Genomic DNA, 18750 nt, shown 5'->3' with positions numbered 1-18750 from the left:
CCGCCCGGTCCCGGTTACCAGAGGCATAACCTCCGCACCCCCAGGTCCATTCCCGCGCTCCGGCCTTCCAGGCTTTCGCCTGTTTCGTCCGTTCCGCGCTGGCAGAGAGAAAGCTACGCCCCCGGCCAGATGATCGTCAAATCCGCCGGCGGCGTCCCGCGTCACACCGTCGCCGCCGCGCCACCACCGTCACTGCGGACGGCAGTCGCTGCCGCAGGCGTACGAAGATTGCCCTCGACAGTGACCGGTCGGGTGCGGAAACGCGCGCAATCCGGACAACGTCCAGCGGAAGCCAACCCATTCCTCCGGTCGTATCCGAAAAGCACCGGAACCGCCGGTGACGTGGGCACCGTGGACGGTGGACGACCGGACGATCCGACGTCCGAAAGTGGTCGGCCGACCCGTCGGTGCTCGACGTCGACAACCGTCACGATCAGCGGGGCAACCCTATGACCGGTGCCGCGGCGGCGGTAGCGTTGCCCACATCACTGGCCCGTGGGCGATTCCGCGTGGCGCTCGGAAGGTACGGAGGGTGCTGCATGTCCAACGGCGGAGAGCCGTTCGCGCTGCGTGACGACGCGGCCGGTCGGCCGCAATTCGAAACTGCCCTGCGCGGCTACGACAAGCGGCAGGTGGACCGGTACGTCGAACAGACCGACGGTCGACTGGCCATGCTGACCGCGGAGCGCGACCAGGCAGCCGGGCAGCTCCACGGGCTCACCGCGCACATCCAGCGGCTTCAGTCCGAGGTGACCGAGCTGCGCCAGCGGCCGGCGCAGGTGGACCGCGCCTCCTTCCGTGACCTCGGGCCCATGGTCGACCAGATTCTGGCGCTGGCCGAGAAGCAGGCCGGAGTCATCACCGAGTCGGCGACGCAGCGGGCGAGCGCCCTGCAGACCGAGGCGGAGAAGATGCTCGCCGAGGCCCGGGAACGGACCACCGAGGCGTTGCGTGAGCTGGAGGACGAGCTGTCGTCGCGCCGGGCCGAGCAGGACAAGGCCTACGAGGAGCGCCGGTCGGTGGCCGAGCAGAAGCTGGCCGAGATCCACGAACGGGCCGAGAAGCTGCGCGCCGAGGGCGAGGCGGCGCACGAGCGCGCCCAGCAGGAGGCGAAGCGGATCAGCGAGCAGACCGCGAAGCAGATCACCCAGACCCGGGCCGCGGCCGAGGCGTTGACGAAGGCGGCGCGGACCCAGATCCAGCAGGAGATGCAGGCGGCCCGGTCGCAGAGCCAGCAGGAGCTGGCCCAGCTTCAGGCGGCCGCCGAGAAGGAGATCGCCGAACGGCGGGCCGCGATCGAGGATGAGTTGGCCGCGCAGCGGGCCGCGGCGGAGCAGGAGTTGACCAGCCAGCACAGCGCCGCCGAGCAGCGGATCCAGACGTTGATCACGGAGGCGCAGCAGTACGCGACGGAGGTCCGCCAGCGTGCCGACGAGCAGGTGGCCGGGCATCAGGAGCAGTTGACGGCGCTGCAGCAGGAGATCACGGAGCGGCAGCAGGCGCTCTTCCAGGTCCGCGAGGAGCTGGACACGGCCCACGCCCAGCTTGCGCAGATCCAACAGGAGGGGGACACCGTGGAGCGGGAGCTCCACCAGTTGCAGCGCCAGCTGGAGGAGGTACGGCGCAGCCTCGCTGCCGAGACCCGGCGGCTGGAGGAGACACGTCAGGCGGCCGACTCGGTGGAGCGGCACGCCAAGGAGGTGCGGGCGCGGGTGCAGCGGGAGGCGAAGCGGGTGGCGGATCTCGCGGCGGCGGCGGTGATGGCGGCGGCGGCCGGCGGGTCGGAGACGGCCGAGTTCCCGGTGGTGGCGGCGCGCCCGCCGGTGGAGCCGAGCCAGGACGCGCCGGAGCAGCGGCCGGTCGGGCAGCCGGCACCGGATCGGCCGGCACCGGAGCCGTACCTGCCGGCGTCGGCGCACCGCTCCGAGGTGGTGTCGAGCGGCTGACCCGACGGTCAGGCGCTCGGCCGGCCCGGGAGACCGTACCCCCGGGCGGCCACACGGTGGAGCACCCACCGCTGGAAGCGGCGTGCCTCGGCGCGGCCCGGTGGCGGGCCGCCGTCCCGGGCTGCCAGGCAGCGTTCGATCAGGTCGACGTGCCGGCCCGACGCGGCCACCCGGCGGCCGGCGGCCGGCTTCGACAGCCAGACCCCGTCCCGCACCCGGACCAGCGAGCGGCAGGCTCCCAGCACCGCGTCCTCGGCCCCGGCCGCCGGTGGGTCCATCGCGGCCCGGTGGTCCGATCTGCCGTCCGTGCCGGCGGCGTCGGCGTCGGGGCGGGCCAGCCACCAGCGCAGCGCCTCGACCAGCAGCCGGTGCAGGTCGTCCGGGTGCAGGTCGGTGAAGGTTTCGGCGGCGGACGGGCCCAGGAGGGCGTACCCGTGCTGGTGCAGGATGCTGCGGTCCAGGCCGTACCAGAACCGGCCGTCGGCGGCCGATCGCCGCGCCGGGTCGTCGGTGACGCGGAACGGCATCCGAGCACCGGTGTTCAGCTCCAGCTCGAACGCGGGCTCCGCGGTGCCCGACCCGGCCGCCGCCCGGGTGTAGGCGACCAGTTCCAGGCCGCGCGCCGGGCAGGGCAGCGCCTCGTGCCGCAGCCGGGCCACCAGCTCCCGTTTGCCGGCGGCGTCCAGCGGGCCGGCGACGACCAGGGCGACATCGATGTCACTGCGGCCCGGCTGGTACGCGTCGAGCGCGACGGAGCCGGCCGCGTACGCGCCGACCAGGGTGTCGCCGAGGACGGTACGGACGGCGTCGGCCAGGTCGTCCAGGTAGCGGCGCAGCGTCGGCTCCACAGCGTCATTCTCGGCCACCAGCGGGGTGACGCCGCCGCCGGGACGCCGCCCGGCGGCGGCGTCACGCGTCCGTCTCGGGGCAGCAGACCGTCAGCGCCCCGGGAACGACCTTGACCTTGAGCCGTCGGGTCCGTCCCCGCGCGCCGCCGTCCAACTCGTACGTCTTGGGTTCGGCGAAGCGGACCTTGACCTTGCGGCCGCGGGTGATCCGCACGAACGGCGAGTCCTCGGAGCGGCCGGTGGCCATCCGGCCCAGGGTGCGCGCCCAGTCGATCGCGCCGCTGGCGGTGGCCACGCCGACCTCCAGAGCTCCGTCGTCGGGGCGGGCGTCGTCGAAGGCCGGCACACCCCCGGTGATGGTGCCGACGTTACCGAAGAGCACACAGCTCGCCTCGGCGTCGAACCAGTCGGCGCCGTCGACGGTGATCCGGGTCCGGGTCAGTTCGCCCCGCACGTGCCGCAGCCCCGTCCAGACGTACGCGGCGCGACCGAGCTTGCCCTTGAGCTTGCGGTCGGCCTCGCGGATCAGGTCCCCGTCGAAGCCGGCGCCGGCCATCACGGCGAAGTGTTCGCCGTTGAGCCGCCCCAGGTCGAGGGTGCGCCGTCGGCCGTGCAGACCGATCCGGACCGCCTGGGCGAGGTCGGTGGGGATGCCGAGGTTGGCGGCGAAGAGGTTGGCGGTGCCGGCGGGCAGGATCGCCATCGCGGTGTCCGTGCCGGCGAGGGCGTCCGCGCAACGCTGCACCATACCGTCGCCGCCCCACACGAAGACCAGGTCGGCGCCCTTCCCCACCGCCTTGCGGGCCTTCTTCGGGGCCTCGCGGCTCTTCGGCACCTCGTACCAGAGCAGGCGCTCGACCCCGGCGGAGACGAGGGTGGCGCGCAGCGCGTCGAGGCCGCCGCCGAGGGTCTTCTTCCGGTGGGCGACGACCGCGATCGTGCCGGTTCCGGACCGGGTGTCGGGTTTCGCCGTGGTGCTGGGGCTCATGTCCGCAACTGATACCCCGCGACGCCGGTTCCCACGCGGCCCGGCGTCGCCCCGGCCCGGGTTGGCGGCCGACGTCCGGACGGGTGATCGGGTGGGCGACAAGTGGTGTTCACATTGTGGTCGTCGGTCGTCCATACCGCCTGCGAACGTTCACGATCATGGCTGGCGCGACGGCAACACCTGGGACACACTTGAGGCCCGAGATCGAGGGACGGGGGCATGGGTAGCTCCACACAGGACGACGCGGCAGCGGCTTTCGTACAGGAGCTCACGCACTGGCGACACCAGCGCCGACTGTCCAAGAAGGAACTGGCCGAGCGGACCGGCTTCGACCCCTCCTACGTCAGCCACATCGAGAACGGGCGGCACCAGCCGACCGAGGAGTTCGCGCGGCGGGCGGAGCTGGCCCTCGACAGCGGCAACCGGATCTGGCAGCGCTACGTCGCGTTCGCCGGCACCCGGCCGGTGGCGGGGCGACCGCCCGTGCTCGGCCCCACCGCCGTACCGCCCCCGACCGGGCCACACCTGGTCATCGACGACGAGCAGGCCGACCTGGCGCTGGTCGACGGGGCGTACGAGTGCCGGTTCCGGCGGGTGCTGCACAGCGTCGGCACCGAGCCGATCACCCGGCACACGGTGCAGATTGACATCGACCGGTTCCCCGACGACCCGGCCCGCTCCACCGCCTTCCACAGCCGCCACCCGCTCACCCTGGACGAGGTCGACTTCCGGGCGTACCTCGGCGTCGATCGCCCCGAGCCGATGCGCTGGCGGGTGACCCGCAGCCGGGACGCCTTCCTGAAGATCACCCTGCCGCTGGAGATCGGCGGGGCACCGGCGCCGCTCTACCCGGGGCAGCGCACGGTCGTGGACTACGCCTACCGGGTGCCGGCGTGGAAGTTCGGCGACTGGTTGCAGCGCGACATCCGGCTGCCCACCCGCCGGCTCACCGTGCGGCTTGCCTTCCCGGCCGCCGCCCGGCCGACGGTCTGGGCCAGCGAGACCTCCTTCACCTCCGAGACGACCGCGGACGTCACCCCGCGCCGGCAGGAACGGGCGGGCGTCGTGGCGTACGAGTGGGAGGTGCCGCGCCCCCGGCTGCGGGCGCAGTACCGGGTGCACTGGCGCTACGGCGACCCGAGCGCCCTGGTCGGGGTGGACGTCCCCGGGCAGTCGCCCGGCGCCGGCCCGGACGACCCGGCGACCGGGTGCTGACCGGGCGTGGAAGTCCCCCGCCCGGGTGTCGTTTCCGACAGATCGGTCCGCATCTCGATGCACTCCGTAGCGGCCCGACCGACCCCGCCCTTAGGCTTGATTGTCGATGGGGAGCCGGAGCGCCGGCACCACCTCGGCACCGGGTTACGGACGTGGGCTGAACGCAGCACCGGAAGGCAGGCTGGAGTGACCCGAGACGGTGAGCCTGGGGCCGGATTCGCCCACCGCGCGGACAACAGGCGCGTGGCGTACGAGGTCACCGGCGCGCCCGACGGGTTCCCCGTCTTCCTCATGCACGGCACCCCGGGCAGCCGACGCGGCCCGAAGCCGCGCAGCATCGTGCTGTACCGGATGGGTGTGCGGCTGATCGCCTACGACCGGCCCGGCTACGGCGACTCGGAACGCCGCGAGGGACGGGACGTGGCCGACGCCGCACGGGACGTCGAAGCGATCGCCGACCAACTCGACCTGGCGCGGTTCGCCATCGCCGGGCGCTCCGGCGGCGGCCCGCACGCGCTGGCCTGCGCCGCCGACGGGGCGCTGCGGGACCGGGTGGCCCGGGTGGCGGTCCTGGTCAGTTTCGCCCCCGCCGACGCCGCCCGGCTGGACTGGTTCGCCGGGATGAACGGCGACAACGTCCGCGGTTTCGGCGGCCGGGACGACCACGACACGGCGACGATGATCGCGCAGATCCGCCGGCGGGCGGCCCGGGTCGTCGAGGACCCGAGGTTCCTGCTGGAGGAGCTGATGGTGCAGATGAGCGCGGCGGACCGGCGGGCGGTCAACGACGCCGCGCTGCGCCGGCTCATCGCCGACACCTACGAGGAGGCGTTGCGCGCCGGCCCGTACGGCTGGATCGACGACGTGCTGGCGTTGCGCCGCAGCTGGAAGTTCGACCTGGCCGCGATCGACACCGCGCGGACCCCGGTGCGGCTGTGGCACGGCGCGGAGGACACCTTCGCCCCGGTCGGGCACGCGCGATGGCTCGCCGGGCAGATCCCGGGCGCCGAAATCGAGGTGCAGCCGGGCGCGGCCCACTTCGACGCCGTGGAGGAGTTGCCCCGGGTGCTGGGCTGGCTGACCGAGGCGGACCAGGCAGCCGGCCGCGACCTGCTGATCGGCACCCGCCCCGCTCAGTAGTGGTGCGGGTCGAGAACGCGGCGTACCAGCCGTCCGTCCCGCAACACCCGCACGCTCGGATGGTGCTGGCCGACCCGGTCGGCGAGCTGGTCGGCGACGCGGGTGCGGCCGATGCTGACCCGGCCGCCCGAGGCCATCTGGTGCACCGTCTCCAGGTTGCCGATGCTGCGCAGGGTGTCCGGATGCTCGGGACCGAGCACGTCGGTCAGCCGGGCCACCACGTCGCGCAGCTGCTCCCGCCCGGCGGCCAGGTCACCGGAGTAGGCGGTGAAGACCGCGACGTTGTTGTCGGCCGCCATCACGAACGGGTGCCGGGGGTGCAGCGCCGCCCGCAGCTCCGCGGCGGCCGATCCGGCCAGCTTCGCCCCGCCCGCGGTGTCGCCGGCGTCCCAGGAGGCGACCGCCAGGTTGTTCCGGCACACCCCCACGTACGGGTGCCCGGGACCGAAGACCTGGGTGAGGACCTGCTCGACCTCGATCAGCTCCGCCCGCGCCCGCTCACCCTCGCCGAGGAGCATCAGGTTGGCCGTCCAGCTCAACCAGGCGAAGAGGGTGTCCGGGTCGGTCACGCCGAAGCTGGACCGCAGCCGCTCGTAGGTCATCTCCAGCAGCTCCCCCGCCGCGGCGATCTCACCGACGCTGCGCAGCGACGCGGCGAGGTTGGCCTGGGTGGCCAGCACGTCACGGGAGTGGTCGCCGAAGATGTTCCGGTAGCCCTCCACCGCGCCGCGCAGCAACGCCACCGAACGCTCGTACTCGCCGAGTTCACGCAGGTCACGGGCGAGGTTGCTGGCCGAGAGCAGGGTCCGGAAGTGGTGCGGGCCGAGGACCAGCCGCAGCCGGCTGTGGGTCTTCTCGTCCAGTTCCCATGACTTGGTGAAGTCGCCCATCATCTGGTACGACGCGGCGAGGTTGTTGGCGGAGATCAGGGTCCGGCGGTGGTCCTCGCCGAACACCTCCACCGACGCCGCGTAGGTTTGCAGGTCCCGTTCCAACGCCTCCTGGTAGCGGCCGAGCGCCCGCAGGTCACCGGCGTAGCCACCGGCGGTCATCAGGGTGTACGGGTGGCTGGCGCCGATCAGCTCCTCCTGCTGGCGCAGGGTGTCCTCGTCCAGATCGCAGGCCTCCTGGAAACGGCTCAGGCCGCGCAGCAGGTTGGCCCGGTTGAACCGCAGGTGCAGCAACTGCACCCGCAACGCACGGTGGGCGGGCGAATCCGGGGACAGCTCCCCGAGCCGGGTCGACCAGATCTTGTCGGCCTGCCGGGCGTACTGCTCGCCCTGGGCGTAGCCGCCGTTGAGGTAGATGTACCGGATCCGGTCGATGACCAGTTGCCGGACGTTGTCGTCGGCGCAGGAGACCGCGTCGGAGCCGTCCAGGTGCGGCCAGAGGATGCGCAGCCGCTCCTGCAACGCCGGGTCCTCGACCTCCCCGGAGGGGCGGGATCCGGCGAGGATGCGGTGCACGTCGTGCTTGACCTCGTCCAGTTCCCGGTCGGACATCCGGGCCCGCAGCGCCGCCTGGAGCAGCCGGTGCACCTGCACCCGCTGCGCGTGCAGATCCACCTTGATCAGTGCCAGCCGGTTGATCCGCTGCACCAGGGCCGCGGCGATGTCCCGCTCGTCGACCCGGTCGGCGACCCGGGCCGCGACGACCGGGTCGTGCGGGGCGATCACCCGCGCCACCTGGTCGCCGTAGAGCAGCTCCAGGGAGATCTCCGGGGCCAGCACCGAGGCGAGCTGCAACAACCGGTACGCCCCAGCCGACTGCTCCTTCAACCGTTGCAGCGAACGGCCCCAGACGTCGGTCTCCGGGCCGGTGCGTTCCAACCCGGCCAGGTACTCCCCCACCGGCGTGCCGGTGTCGGCCAACCAGGCGCCGGCCATCGCCACCAGGATCGGGATGTTCTCCACCGCGTCGGCGACCCGCTCGGCCTCGGCCACGCTCATCGCCCCCTCGCCGAGGCGGGCCCGCAGGTGGGCCACGCTCTCCGCCCGGTGGAACGCCTCGACGTCGACCGCCCGGGCCAGGTCGCCCCAGTCCGGGTTGCGGGTGGTCACCAGCACGTGCCCGTTGCCCTGCGGCAGGAAGTCCCTGACGTGCTCGTACTGGTCGACGTTGTCGAAGACGAGCAGCCAGCGCACCGGGTGGCCGGTGGCGTCCCGGCGCTCCCCCCGGCTGAGCCACTGCCGTACGGCCCGGGTCTTCTCCGGGATGGTGGGCAACTCCGGCAGGCCGAGTTCCCGACCGAGGTCGGCCACCTGGACGTCGACGAACTGCGGCGGGTCCGCCTCCACCCACCAGATCACGTCGTACGCGCCGCGGAAGCGGTGGGCGTACTCGATGGCCAGCTGGGTCTTGCCGATGCCCGCGCCGCCGCGCAGCGCCACCGGGACGGCCGCGCCACCGGCGGTTTTCAGCTCCTCGCGCAGCCGGCGCAGCAGTGGCTCCCGCCCGGTGAACCGGACGTTGCGCCCCGGCGGGTTGAACACCTCCGCCCCGACGGCCGGGTAACGGGCACCGGGAACCGGGTGCCCGGGTTCGCCCGCCGGCCGCCCGACGAGGCGCAGCACCTGCTCGGCGGCGGCGTCCGCGCCCCGGTCGTGCACCGAGGCCCACCCGCCCGCGGCGAGATCCGGGGCGGGTGGGGTGTCGTCCAGGTGCAGCGCCAGGGTGGGCACGCCGGGCGGGACGATCTCCGGCCCGGACCGGTCGCGCGCGGCCCGGTACGCGCGCGACACCAGCCGCAGCTCCCGGTAGGTGACGCCGGCCCGGACCGGGGCGGGTTCGCCCGGCGTGACAGGCAGCACCCGCAAATCCGCGGCGGTGAGCACGGCCTGCGCCCACTCCGCCCAGGCCTGGTCCTCGGCGACGTGCCGCAGCACGATCAGCTCGTCGGCGACGGCCGGCTTGCGCTCGAAGCGCTGCACGGTCCGCAGCCGCAGCGCCTCGTCGATGCGGGGCAGGGCGGTGACCCGGCCGTTGGTGATGTGGCCGGTCAGGGTCTCGTACGCGCTGAGCAGGGTGGTCCGGCCGCCCGGTTCGTCGCCGAAGGTCGCCAGCGTCTCCTCGTAGGCGTAGTACGCCCGGTAGGGCACCTCGACGGTCAGCCAGTACTCCTGCCGCTCGGCGTCGGTCATGCCGCTGGGCAGGCCGGCGAAGCGCTGCATGGCCAGCGCCCGGCCGGCGTCCCGCTTGCTCTTCTCCCCGTCGTCGACCCGCATCGGCACCGGCAGCACGCGCCGGGCGCGGCGGCCCTCGTAGCCACGTACCCGGGCGGCCACCGCGGCGGCGCCGTCGATGCCCTGTCCGCTGAGGGTGAAGCAGTCGACCAGCACGTCGGGCAGGTGGATGGTGCAGATCTCGGCGACGTCGCTGATGCCGGTACGACTGTCGATCAACGTCCAGTCGTAGTGCCGCTTCATGTCCTCGCGCAACGCGTCGAAGAACTGCGCCCCGCCGAGTCGATTGTAGAAGTTGTCCCAGTTCAGGCCGGTGACGCTGGTGGCGTAGTCGGGGTTGTGCCGGCCGGCGAGCAGCAGGTCGAGACTGCCGCCACCGGGAAAGTCCCAGCTCACCGAGAAGGCGTAGTTGTGCACCCGGGCGAAGCGGCGGTGCCAGTCACCGGGCCGGGTGTCGGTGTCGCCGGCCTTGCGCCGCCGGGCGTTCTCCCACTCGTACTCCAGGATCAGGTCCATCACGCCGCCGGTGGAGGCGACCTGTTCCGGGTCGAGGAACGGCGCGAAGAATCGGTGCAACCCGGGGGATTCCAGGTCCCAGTCGGCGACCAGCACCCGCTGCCCGTTGGCGGCCAGGATCCAGGCCGTGTTCGCCAGCGCCATGGTGCGGCCGGTGCCGCCCTTGTAGGAGTAGAAGGTGACGACCTGGCCCTCGCGTGGTGGCGTCATCGGTGGTCCTTCCCTCGCCGTACGTCTGATGGCCCGTCCGGTCGCAGGCTGGGCCGGGGCTCGGCCGGACCGTCGGGCGGAGCCACCGGGCCGTGCCGCAGGAACAGCTTGCGGGCCTCGATGACCAACTGTGGCGCGCAGCGTTCGAACTCCGCGATCTCACGTACCGGCAGCACCTGCGGGAACCGGGCGTCCTGCAAGCTACCGGCGATCGTCTCCGGGATGGCGTCGCCACGCGCGCCGTCCGGGGCGATGACCAGCGGAACGGCCCAGCGGGGCAGGTCGTCGACCGCCGCGCGTACCGCGCCGGGGCCGACGCTGGCGTCGACCAGCACCACGGTGGGGCTCTGCGCCGCCCGGGCCGGGGCCTCGGCCAGATCGACCACCCGGGTGGGCAGCCCCAACCGCTCCGCGGTGGCGGCCACGTAGTCGGCGACGGGAAGCGCGTGCTGGTCGTGGTACGGCCGCCAGCCGGCGCCGTGCGGGGTGACCAGGGTGATCACCAGCGGGGTGTCGCCGCTCTCGACCTCCGGGCTGCGGGTCAGGGGCACCGCCCGGGACGGGGCGAGCGGCTCGGACTCGGCGACCGCGACGATCCGCTCGGCCAGCGCCGCCAGGATCGTCCGGTACGGCCGCCGGTAGGCGCTCAGCTTGCACAGCGCCCGCAGCCCGTTCTCGGCGTAGTCGGCCCGGTCGGCCGGATCCTGGGCCAACCGGAGCGCCTGGTCCGCCTCCGAGCGGTCCTCCCAGGGCGGTAACGGCAGCCAGAGCACCGGCAGCACGTGCCGGGCCGCCCGGCCCGGCGGCAGGGCGACCAGACGGCTGCGGAACGAGTCACGCTCGCCCACCGCCCAGGGGTTGCCGAAGTACTTGGGTGAGTAGAGCGGCACGAAGACGTGGGTCACGCTGAGCGCGTCGGTGAGGGTCCGCCGAAGGTCGGCGCCCGGGTCGACCAGCCCGTCGAAGAAACCGACGTCGAGTTCCGCGGCCCGGCGGGCCCGTTCCCGTACCGCGAACGCGAGGTCCTGGAAGAACCGGTTGACCCAGAAGTCGGTGTCCGGCCGGGCCGACGCCGACAGCGGCACCGAGTGGGCGTAGCTGAGGAAGAAGTACGTCTGCCGGGCCGTCGGTGTCCCCGTGGAGGTGTCCGACCAGGTCATGCCCCGACCTCCTCGAACGTGGTGCGGAGCCGACCCAGGTCGGTGGGGACCTCTGCCCGCACCCAGTGGGTGTGGTACGCCCGGGCGACCCGCTGGGCCAGCCGCCAGACCACCGCGTCGTAGGCGTCGCGGCCGTTCTTGCCCAGGCTCAGCAGGCCGTAGATGCCCTCTTCCTGGTACTGCGGCGCGATGTCCGAGGGTAGCCGGGTCGGGCTGAACATCTGCCGCTGCGACACGGCCGGCGGCATCGACCGGCGCTCCACCACCGACCAGTTGACCGGGATGATCGGGGTCTCCCCCGGGGAGGCGGTCGCCCCGGGACGCAGCGTGAACCGGCGGCGGGCGAAGGCGTCCCACTCCCGGGCGCACCAGGGGCTGTTCAGGTACTGCGGTGAGATCAGCGGGATGAACACCTGGCAGTGCCCGGCGGCGAAGGCCAGGTCGTCGGTCCAGACCTGCCCGCCGTCGAGCATCCGGTCCATGAACCCGGCCTGCCGGCCCGGTGGCAGGCCGAGCAGCTCGACCACATGGTCGGAGAGGTCGACGAAGAGCTGGAAGACCTTCTGGTTGGTGTCGCGCGGGGGTGCGGCGACCCGGTTGCGGGAGCGGGCGTAGCTGAGGAAGAAGACGGGCGCGCCGGGGTCGACCCGGAACTCGTCCTCGATCACCTGCCGCTCCCACCGGTGTGGACATCCTGGGCGCATCACAGTATCGACACCTGCCAACCCCGTGCTGCCCCGCAGCAGCCCGGTGGGTGGGCTCATCGGGGTGGTGCCGGTCGCACGGGCAGGTCGGCGGTCACGACCAGCTGTCCAGGGTGTCGCGCATCCGACCGACGAACCGGTCACCGGCGGTGGTGAGCGCACCGAGACCGAGCAGCGCGTCCAGGGCGGCGCCGGTCCAGTCCCGGTAGCGGCGGTAGGTGGTGGCCGCGGCCGGGCCGGGCCGGGACCGCCACACGTCGGCGACGGCCAGGTGGGCGTACGTGCCGTGCAGGACGCCCTCGACGGGGCGGGAATCGGGGCGCCACGGCACCGTCAGCCGGCGTTCGTCGGTGCGGTCGAACAGGTCGCAGACGTCCAGCACCGCGTCGAGCTTGAGGTGCTGGACCTCGTGCACCAGCAGCACCGCCAGCGCGGCGTCGTCGGGTGCGGGAGCCACCGCCACCGCCCCGAAGGCCGCCCCGGCGGCGGCGCTGCGCTGCCGGCCGTCGGGGTCGGGCCGCACCGGCACGACGGCCCGCAGCAGCGCACCGACGGCCGGGGCGTACCCGCCGTCGGCTTCGGTTCGCAGGCGGCGCAGCGCGGCGTCGAGCTGACCGGTCCACCGGGCGGCGCCGCTGGTGGACAGTCGGGGTGCGACGGGCAGGTGGTAGCAGTCCCGGTACGGGTCGGTGTCCTCCAGCAGCAGCTCGTGCCCGCCGGCCCGGACCCGCCGCGCGGGCTGCCAGGCCGCGGGCGGGTCGGTGAGGCGCACCCGCTCACGCCGCCCGGCCACGGACAGATCGAAGCCGCCCTCGCGGCTGCTCAGCCGCGCCGTCGGCAGGTCGGCGGAAAGGTCGAACGCGCCCAGCGTGGGCAGGGCGAGCAGCCCGCCGCGGGCCGGCACGTCGAGGGTCGCCGGGACGCCGGCGCGGATCGCGGCGGCGGCCGCCACACCCGCCAGGTAAGGCAGCTCACCGGTGGCGCCGTCGCGGCAGCGCTGCGCCCACCGGCGGACGAACGGGTGCTCCAGCACGGCACGCACCGCCTCGGGCGCGGTGACGTCCAGCTCGACCAGCAGCCGCCACCCGGCGGCGGCCACCGGATCGTCGGTGGCCTGCGGGCTGAGGGCGACCAGCAGCGCGCGGACCATCCCGAGGTGGACCGAGGCGAGCTGCCGCGCGCTCTCCGCGGTGCCCCGGCCGCCGGCCAGGTCGTCGAGGACGGCGCGGTCGAGCACGTCGGCGCCCTGCCGGTGGGCCGGCGCGTGCGCGGGGGTACCCGCCATGGCGCGGATCAGCTCCTTCAGGTCGGCGCAGTAGACGGACGGGTTGTCGAAGCCGGCGCCCGCGCGGTACCGGTGGGCGAAGAGACCGCCGCCGCACTGGGCGACCACCGGGCAACGGCGGCAGGTGGCGCAGAGACCGGTCAGACCGGTCTGCCGGATGGCGATCATCGGGTACGCCGCGGCGTCGTCGACGCGGTGCCGGAAGACGTCCAGGCCGGTGGCCGGTGCGCCGTGGTACGCGGACTTCAGGGAGTCGACCTGCTCGAACGTGCCGTCGGTCTCGATGACGACGAGGTCGGCGGGGCCGAGCCCGACCGCCTCCGTCCGGCTGGCGCCGCCGGCGGCGGTGGAGAGCAGGGATTCCAGCAGGCGGATCGGCACCGGGCGGCCGTCGGCCAGCCAGCGCCGGTGCACCGCCAGCAGCCATTCGGCGTACGGGGTGGGGATCCCGGCCGGGCGGGCCGGTGGCCGGTCCCAGTTGGCGTGCGGGAGCAGGAAGTCGATCTGTGGCGGCTCCTCGGCCAGCAGCGCCCGGTAGACCCGGACCGGGTCGTTGGCCAGGTCGACGGTGCAGAGGATGCCGGCGTAGCCGGCCCGATACTCGGGGCGGCGCAGCAGCGCCAGGGCACGGCGTACCGCGGCGTGACTGCTCGCGCCGTTGGCGTGGCGACGGTGCCGGTCGTTGGCGGACACGTCGCCGTCGAGGGAGATGCCCACCTTGACGTCGTGGGCGACGAGCACGTCGCAGACGCGCGGGGTGAGCAGCACACCGTTGGACTGCATGCGTAGGTCGAGCCGGGTCACCGGGTCGATCTGGCGGCGGAGTTCGCCCGCCGCGGCGGCCAGACCGGCGGCACCGGCGAGCAGCGGTTCGCCGCCGTGCAGCACGACCCGTACGGTGTCGAGGCGGTGCGCGGCGGCGTGCTCGGCGATCCGGCCGGCGGCGGCCCGCAGCGTGGCAGCCGCCATGAGGCGCGGCTGCCGACGCCAGGACTGGTCGGGGTGCTGGTAGACGTAACAGTGGTCGCAGGCGAGGTCGCAGCGGCTGGTCAGCTTCAGCACGTACTGACTCAGCGGGCTGACCCGCCCGGTGGCCGGTCCGGGCGGCCCGGCGGGGTCAGAGGGCAGAGCCGAACCCCTGGACATCAACGCCGGACGGGCGGTTGACCCGGTGGTGATGGGCGTCGGCGACGGCCCGCGCCCGAGAGAGCGGGATCTCACCGAGCGCCGTGTGCCGCAGGTCGTCCAGCGGCGGCGGAGTCGGGGTCTGGTCGGGACGGACTGCGTGGCGATCCACGTCGTTCCCCCATGAGGTCGGAGGTCGGCGGGCGGTGGCCCCGGACGACGGTCGGCGACGACCATCGTCGATAATATCTTGCACATTCAGTGATGTCACTGGCGCTCTCCGTACCGGACGATGCGGCACCGTTATCGCAACTGCGGGCGACTACATGCCGCCATCCTCGGGTACGCGAGCCGTAACGGGCCTTCCGCCTCGCAGACGAGGGCGGCTAGGGTGTCCCGGTGACCGTGTTCCGGATCAGCGAGGCCGCCGAACTGTTGGGGGTCAGCACCGACACCGTGCGTCGCTGGGTGGACGCCGGACGGTTGCCCGCCAGCCGTGACGAGCACGGCCACCGGCTGATCGACGGCGCTGACCTGGCGGCATTCGTCCGCGCCCAGGCGGCCGCACCGGACGCCGGCACGGAGACCACCTCGGCCCGCAACCGGCTGCGTGGCATCGTCACCGCCGTCGTCCGGGACACCGTGATGGCCCAGGTCGACATCCAGGCCGGGCCGTTCCGAGTGGTTTCGCTGATGAGCCGGGAAGCCGTCGACGAACTCGGCCTCGAGGTGGGTTCCGTCGCCGTCGCCGTGATCAAGTCGACCACCGTCGTGGTGGAACGCGCCGCACCTGGCGGCGCCCGGGGAAGGACCAGCACATGACGATCCGCCGCGCCCTCGCCGTCCTGACCGGGCTGGCCCTGCTCGTCACCACCGGCTGCACGAGCGACGAGCGACCGGACCGCAGCGACGACAACCGTACGGTGACCGTCTTCGCCGCCGCCTCGCTGACCGAGTCGTTCACCACCATCGGTCGGGAGTTCGAGGCCACCCACCCCGGCGTCCGGGTGGCCTTCACCTTCGGCGGCAGTTCCGCCCTGGCCACACAGATCACCCAGGGGGCGCCGGCCGACGTCTTCGCCGCCGCCGCGCCACGGAACATGGCCACCGTCACCGAGGCCGGGGCCGCCGCCGGCACCCCGGTCGTCTTCGCCCGCAACCAGCTGGTCATCGCCGTGCCCAAGGGCAACCCGGGCCGCGTCCGGCGCCTGGCCGACCTCGGCCGGCGCGGGATGAAGGTGGCCATCTGCGCCGAGCAGGTGCCCTGCGGGGCCGCCGCCCGCGCCGCGCTGGACGCCTCCGGGATCGACCTCGTCCCGGCCACCCTGGAGCAGGACGTCAAGGGCGCGCTGGCCAAGGTGCGTCTCGGCGAGGTCGACGCCGCGCTGGTCTACCGCACCGACGCGCGGGCCACCGCCGAGGTCGACGGGATCGAGTTCCCCGAGTCCGCCCGGGCGATCAACGACTACCCGATCGTGGCGCTGCGGGAGGCGCGCGACCCGGCCACCGCCCGGGCCTTCGTCGATCTGGTCAGCTCCGCCCGCGGCGCGGCCATGCTCACCGCCGCCGGTTTCCAACCGCCGGCAGGCTCGTGACGCCCCAGCGCCAACCGTCCACCGGGCGCGCAGCGGGCCGACGGGTGCCCGCGGCGCTGCTCCTACCGGCCGCGCTGGGCCTGTTCCTGCTGGTGCTGCCGCTGCTGGGACTGCTGCTGCGCACCCCCTGGGCGAGCCTGCCGCAGCGGCTCACCGCGCCAGGGGTGCTCACCGCGCTGCGGCTGTCCGTGCAGTGCGCCACCATGGCCACCCTGCTCTGCCTGGCGCTCGGCGTACCCCTGGCCTGGCTGCTGGCCCGGGTCGAGTTCCCCGGCCGGCGGGTGGTGCGGGCCCTGGTGACCGTGCCGTTGGTGCTGCCGCCGGTGGTCGGCGGGCTGGCGCTGCTGCTGGTCTTCGGCCGCCGGGGCCTGCTCGGCGGCTGGCTGGACGACACCCTCGGCGTGACGCTGCCGTTCACCACCACCGGTGTGGTGCTGGCCGAGGCGTTCGTGGCCATGCCGTTCCTCGTCATCGCCGTCGAGGGAGCGCTCCGCGCCGCCGACATCCGGTACGAGGAGGCCGCGGCCACCCTCGGCGCCAGCCGGTGGACCACCTTCACCCACGTCACCCTGCCGCTGGTCGCCCCGGGCGTAGCCGCCGGCGCGGTGCTCTGCTGGGCGCGCGCGCTCGGCGAGTTCGGCGCCACCATCACCTTCGCCGGCAACTATCCCGGCCGGACCCAGACCATGCCGCTCGCGGTCTACCTGGCGTTGGAGACCGACCTGGACGCCGCGATCGTACTCAGCCTGATCCTGCTCGTCGTCTCGGTGGCGATCCTCGCCGGGCTGCGTGACCGCTGGCTGGGCAGCCCGTGACCGCGCCGCTGCTGGACGCCCGCCTGGTTGTCGACCGGGGTGCCTTCCGCCTCGACCTGCCGCTGCGCGTCGACGCCGGCGAGGTGGTGGCGTTGCTCGGCCCGAACGGCGCCGGCAAGACCACCGCCCTGCGGGCACTGGCCGGGCTGCAATCGCTCAGCGCCGGGCACGTCGTCGTCGACGGCGTCGACCTGGATCGGCCCGGCCACGGCCGGTGGGTGCCACCCGAACGACGGCGTGTCGGCGTGGTGTTCCAGGACTATCTGCTCTTCCCACACCTCAGCGCGCGCGACAACGTCGCGTTCGGCCCCCGCCGGCAGGGCCTGGGCCGCCGGGCCGCCCGAGAACGGGCCGACGGCTGGCTGGAGCGCGTCGGCCTGACCGGGTACGGCGGACGCAAGCCCGGTCAACTCTCCGGCGGGCAGGCCCAGCGGGTGGCCCTGGCCCGCGCGCTCGCCGTACAGCCCCGGGTGCTGCTGCTCGACGAGCCACTCGCGGCGCTCGACGCACGGACCCGGCTGGACACCCGGGCGCAGTTGCACCGACACCTGTCCGCGCACGACGGCGCGGCGCTGCTGGTCACCCACGATCCGCTGGACGCGGTGGCGCTGGCCGACCGGCTCGTCATCGTCGAGGACGGCCGGCTGGTTCAGGAGGGCGACGCGGCGGCGGTCACCGCGCGCCCGAGAACCGACTATGTCGCCCGGCTGGTCGGGCTCAACCTCTGCCGTGGTCACGCCGACGGTCACCGGGTACACCTCGCCGACGGGGTGTCCCTCGCCAGCGTCGACCGGGTCGACGGGGACGCCTTCGTGGTGTTCCCTCCGACTGCCGTCGCGGTGCATCCGCACCCGCCCGAGGGCAGCGCAGGCAACACCTGGCCGGCCACCGTCGTCGGCGTGCAACGGCACGGCGACCACCTGCGCGTGCAGCTCACCGGAGCGCTCGACGTGGCCGCCGACGTGACCGCCGCAACGGTGGCCCGGTGGCGACTGGAGCCGGGGCAGCGGGTGTGGGCGGCGGTCGAGGCCGGCCGGACCCGCGCCTATCCGGCCTGAGCACCCACCGGCAGCCCCCGCTCGCTCCGCACCGCCGGCCAGGTCAGCGACCGGCGGCGCCGTCCGTCTCGGCCTCGAAGACGTCGGGAATCCCGTCCCGGTCCCGGTCGACCGTCTCGAGTTCGTGCACCCGCCGGTAGAAGCGGTTGCGGGCGCGCAGGATCACCGTGGCCAGCAGGGCGGACAGCAGCGAGCCGGTGAGCACGGCCACCTTCACGTGGCCGTCGCGCTCGCTGCCCAGCCCGAAGGCCAACTCGCCGATGAGCAGCGAGACGGTGAAGCCGATCCCGCCGAGCAGCGACAACCCCAGCACGTCGACCCAGTTCAGGCCCTCGTCCAGCTCGGCCCGCCCGAACCGGGACATCAGCCAGGTGGCGGTCATGATGCCGAGAGGTTTGCCGACCACCAGGCCGATGACGATGCCGAGCGCCACCCGGTCGGTGAGCGAGGTGACCAGGCCGGCGAGCCCGCCGACGGTCACCCCGGCGGAGAGGAACGCGAAGATCGGCACCGCGATGCCGGCGGAGATCGGCCGGACCCGGTGCTCGAAGTGCTCGGCCAGCCCCGGCCCGGCATCCGGCCCACCGGCCGCCGCACTGCGGATCACCGGCACCGTGAAGGCCAGCAGGACACCCGCCACGGTGGCGTGCACGCCGGACTCGTGCACCAGCACCCAGGTCACCGCCGCCAGCGGAAGCAGCAGCCACCAGGATCGGACCCGGCGCTGCACCAGCACCCCGAACGCGGCCAGCGGGAGCAAGGCGCCCAGCAGCGGCAGCACCGACAGGTCGGCGGTGTAGAACACCGCGATGATGACGATCGCCATGAGGTCGTCGACCACGGCGAGGGTGAGCAGGAAGGTACGCAGCGCCGACGGCAGGAACGACCCGATCACGGCGAGGACGGCCAGCGCGAACGCGATGTCGGTGGCGGTGGGGATCGCCCACCCCCGCACCGCTCCGG

General features: G+C 73.7%; 15 protein-coding genes. 7 read left to right on the top strand and 8 right to left on the bottom strand.

Features of this window, described 5'->3' with window-relative positions; all coding sequences use genetic code 11:
• Positions 1–539 precede the first annotated feature (539 nt).
• Positions 540–1946: a DivIVA domain-containing protein gene (locus E1166_RS21210; protein WP_132341326.1), complete on the top strand. Its 1407-nt coding sequence runs from the start codon at positions 540–542 to the stop codon at positions 1944–1946.
• A gap of 8 nt (positions 1947–1954) precedes the next feature.
• Here E1166_RS21210 and E1166_RS21205 read toward each other — a convergent pair whose 3' ends face one another.
• Together E1166_RS21205 and E1166_RS21200 are read right to left on the bottom strand one after the other, a co-directional pair.
• A complete protein-coding gene (locus tag E1166_RS21205) occupies positions 1955–2794 on the bottom strand; it encodes a nucleotidyltransferase domain-containing protein (RefSeq protein WP_132341324.1) in 840 nt (279 codons plus the stop codon).
• A 61-nt stretch (positions 2795–2855) separates the two neighbouring features.
• Positions 2856–3782, bottom strand: coding sequence for a diacylglycerol kinase family protein (locus E1166_RS21200; RefSeq protein WP_132341322.1), 927 nt, complete (start codon positions 3780–3782; stop codon positions 2856–2858).
• A 219-nt stretch (positions 3783–4001) separates the two neighbouring features.
• Between E1166_RS21200 and E1166_RS21195 the strand changes: the two genes are divergently transcribed.
• Together E1166_RS21195 and E1166_RS21190 are read left to right on the top strand one after the other, a co-directional pair.
• Positions 4002–4997 (top strand): helix-turn-helix transcriptional regulator, encoded by a 996-nt coding sequence (locus tag E1166_RS21195; RefSeq protein ID WP_132341320.1) that lies wholly within the window; start codon positions 4002–4004, stop codon positions 4995–4997.
• 186 nt (positions 4998–5183) lie between these two features.
• Positions 5184–6137, top strand: coding sequence for an alpha/beta hydrolase (locus tag E1166_RS21190; protein ID WP_132341318.1), 954 nt, complete (start codon positions 5184–5186; stop codon positions 6135–6137).
• On the opposite strand, the gene fxsT is transcribed toward E1166_RS21190, so the two are convergent.
• From fxsT to E1166_RS21165, 5 genes are all read right to left on the bottom strand, one after another.
• Positions 6131–10045 (bottom strand): FxSxx-COOH system tetratricopeptide repeat protein, encoded by a 3915-nt coding sequence (fxsT, locus tag E1166_RS21185; RefSeq protein ID WP_132341316.1) that lies wholly within the window; start codon positions 10043–10045, stop codon positions 6131–6133. The two genes, E1166_RS21190 and fxsT, sit on opposite strands and share 7 nt — an antisense overlap.
• Positions 10042–11205, bottom strand: coding sequence for a TIR-like protein FxsC (locus E1166_RS21180; RefSeq protein ID WP_132341314.1), 1164 nt, complete (start codon positions 11203–11205; stop codon positions 10042–10044). Before E1166_RS21180 ends, fxsT begins: the two co-directional genes overlap by 4 nt.
• Positions 11202–11873: a TIR-like protein FxsC gene (locus E1166_RS21175; RefSeq protein WP_132341312.1), complete on the bottom strand. Its 672-nt coding sequence runs from the start codon at positions 11871–11873 to the stop codon at positions 11202–11204. The genes E1166_RS21180 and E1166_RS21175 overlap by 4 nt, the downstream gene beginning before the upstream one ends.
• Before the next feature lie 130 nt (positions 11874–12003).
• Positions 12004–14340, bottom strand: coding sequence for an FxsB family cyclophane-forming radical SAM/SPASM peptide maturase (locus tag E1166_RS21170; protein WP_132341310.1), 2337 nt, complete (start codon positions 14338–14340; stop codon positions 12004–12006).
• On the bottom strand, positions 14312–14491 hold the full coding sequence (locus tag E1166_RS21165) for an FXSXX-COOH protein (RefSeq protein WP_132341308.1): 180 nt from the start codon (positions 14489–14491) through the stop codon (positions 14312–14314). The genes E1166_RS21170 and E1166_RS21165 overlap by 29 nt, the downstream gene beginning before the upstream one ends.
• A 227-nt stretch (positions 14492–14718) precedes the next feature.
• Between E1166_RS21165 and E1166_RS21160 the strand changes: the two genes are divergently transcribed.
• Genes E1166_RS21160 through E1166_RS21145 form a run of 4 tightly spaced genes read left to right on the top strand, consistent with a single transcriptional unit; the run spans position 14719 to position 17787 of the window.
• Positions 14719–15141, top strand: a complete 423-nt coding sequence (locus E1166_RS21160) for a helix-turn-helix domain-containing protein (RefSeq protein ID WP_132341306.1) — start codon at positions 14719–14721, stop codon at positions 15139–15141.
• The gene (modA, locus tag E1166_RS21155; protein WP_132341304.1) at positions 15138–15914 is read left to right on the top strand and encodes a molybdate ABC transporter substrate-binding protein; all 777 of its coding nucleotides are present in this window, start codon (positions 15138–15140) and stop codon (positions 15912–15914) included. The genes E1166_RS21160 and modA overlap by 4 nt, the downstream gene beginning before the upstream one ends.
• The gene (gene modB / locus E1166_RS21150) at positions 15911–16729 is read left to right on the top strand and encodes a molybdate ABC transporter permease subunit (RefSeq protein ID WP_132341302.1); all 819 of its coding nucleotides are present in this window, start codon (positions 15911–15913) and stop codon (positions 16727–16729) included. The genes modA and modB overlap by 4 nt, the downstream gene beginning before the upstream one ends.
• A complete protein-coding gene (locus E1166_RS21145; RefSeq protein WP_132341300.1) occupies positions 16726–17787 on the top strand; it encodes an ABC transporter ATP-binding protein in 1062 nt (353 codons plus the stop codon). The genes modB and E1166_RS21145 overlap by 4 nt, the downstream gene beginning before the upstream one ends.
• Positions 17788–17830: 43 nt before the next feature.
• On the opposite strand, the gene E1166_RS21140 is transcribed toward E1166_RS21145, so the two are convergent.
• Positions 17831–18750 (bottom strand): Na+/H+ antiporter NhaA (locus tag E1166_RS21140; RefSeq protein WP_132341298.1); only part of this gene is annotated, 920 nt, incomplete at its 5' end.

It is taken from the genome of Micromonospora sp. KC213, assembly GCF_004348325.1.
GTDB lineage: Bacteria > Actinomycetota > Actinomycetes > Mycobacteriales > Micromonosporaceae > Micromonospora.
Note: the sequence above shows the minus strand (reverse complement) of the source record. Positions and strands in the feature narration are given on the sequence as shown.

Bases quoted from the DNA above. Each gene is read 5' to 3' on its own strand.
- E1166_RS21210 (WP_132341326.1), top strand. From the start codon at position 540: ATGTCCAACGGCGGAGAGCCGTTCGCGCTGCGTGACGACGCGGCCGGT.
- E1166_RS21200 (WP_132341322.1), bottom strand. From the start codon at position 3,782: ATGAGCCCCAGCACCACGGCGAAACCCGACACCCGGTCCGGAACCGGC.
- E1166_RS21195 (WP_132341320.1), top strand. From the start codon at position 4,002: ATGGGTAGCTCCACACAGGACGACGCGGCAGCGGCTTTCGTACAGGAG.
- fxsT (WP_132341316.1), bottom strand. From the start codon at position 10,045: ATGACGCCACCACGCGAGGGCCAGGTCGTCACCTTCTACTCCTACAAG.
- E1166_RS21180 (WP_132341314.1), bottom strand. From the start codon at position 11,205: ATGACCTGGTCGGACACCTCCACGGGGACACCGACGGCCCGGCAGACG.
- E1166_RS21170 (WP_132341310.1), bottom strand. From the start codon at position 14,340: ATGTCCAGGGGTTCGGCTCTGCCCTCTGACCCCGCCGGGCCGCCCGGA.
- modA (WP_132341304.1), top strand. From the start codon at position 15,138: ATGACGATCCGCCGCGCCCTCGCCGTCCTGACCGGGCTGGCCCTGCTC.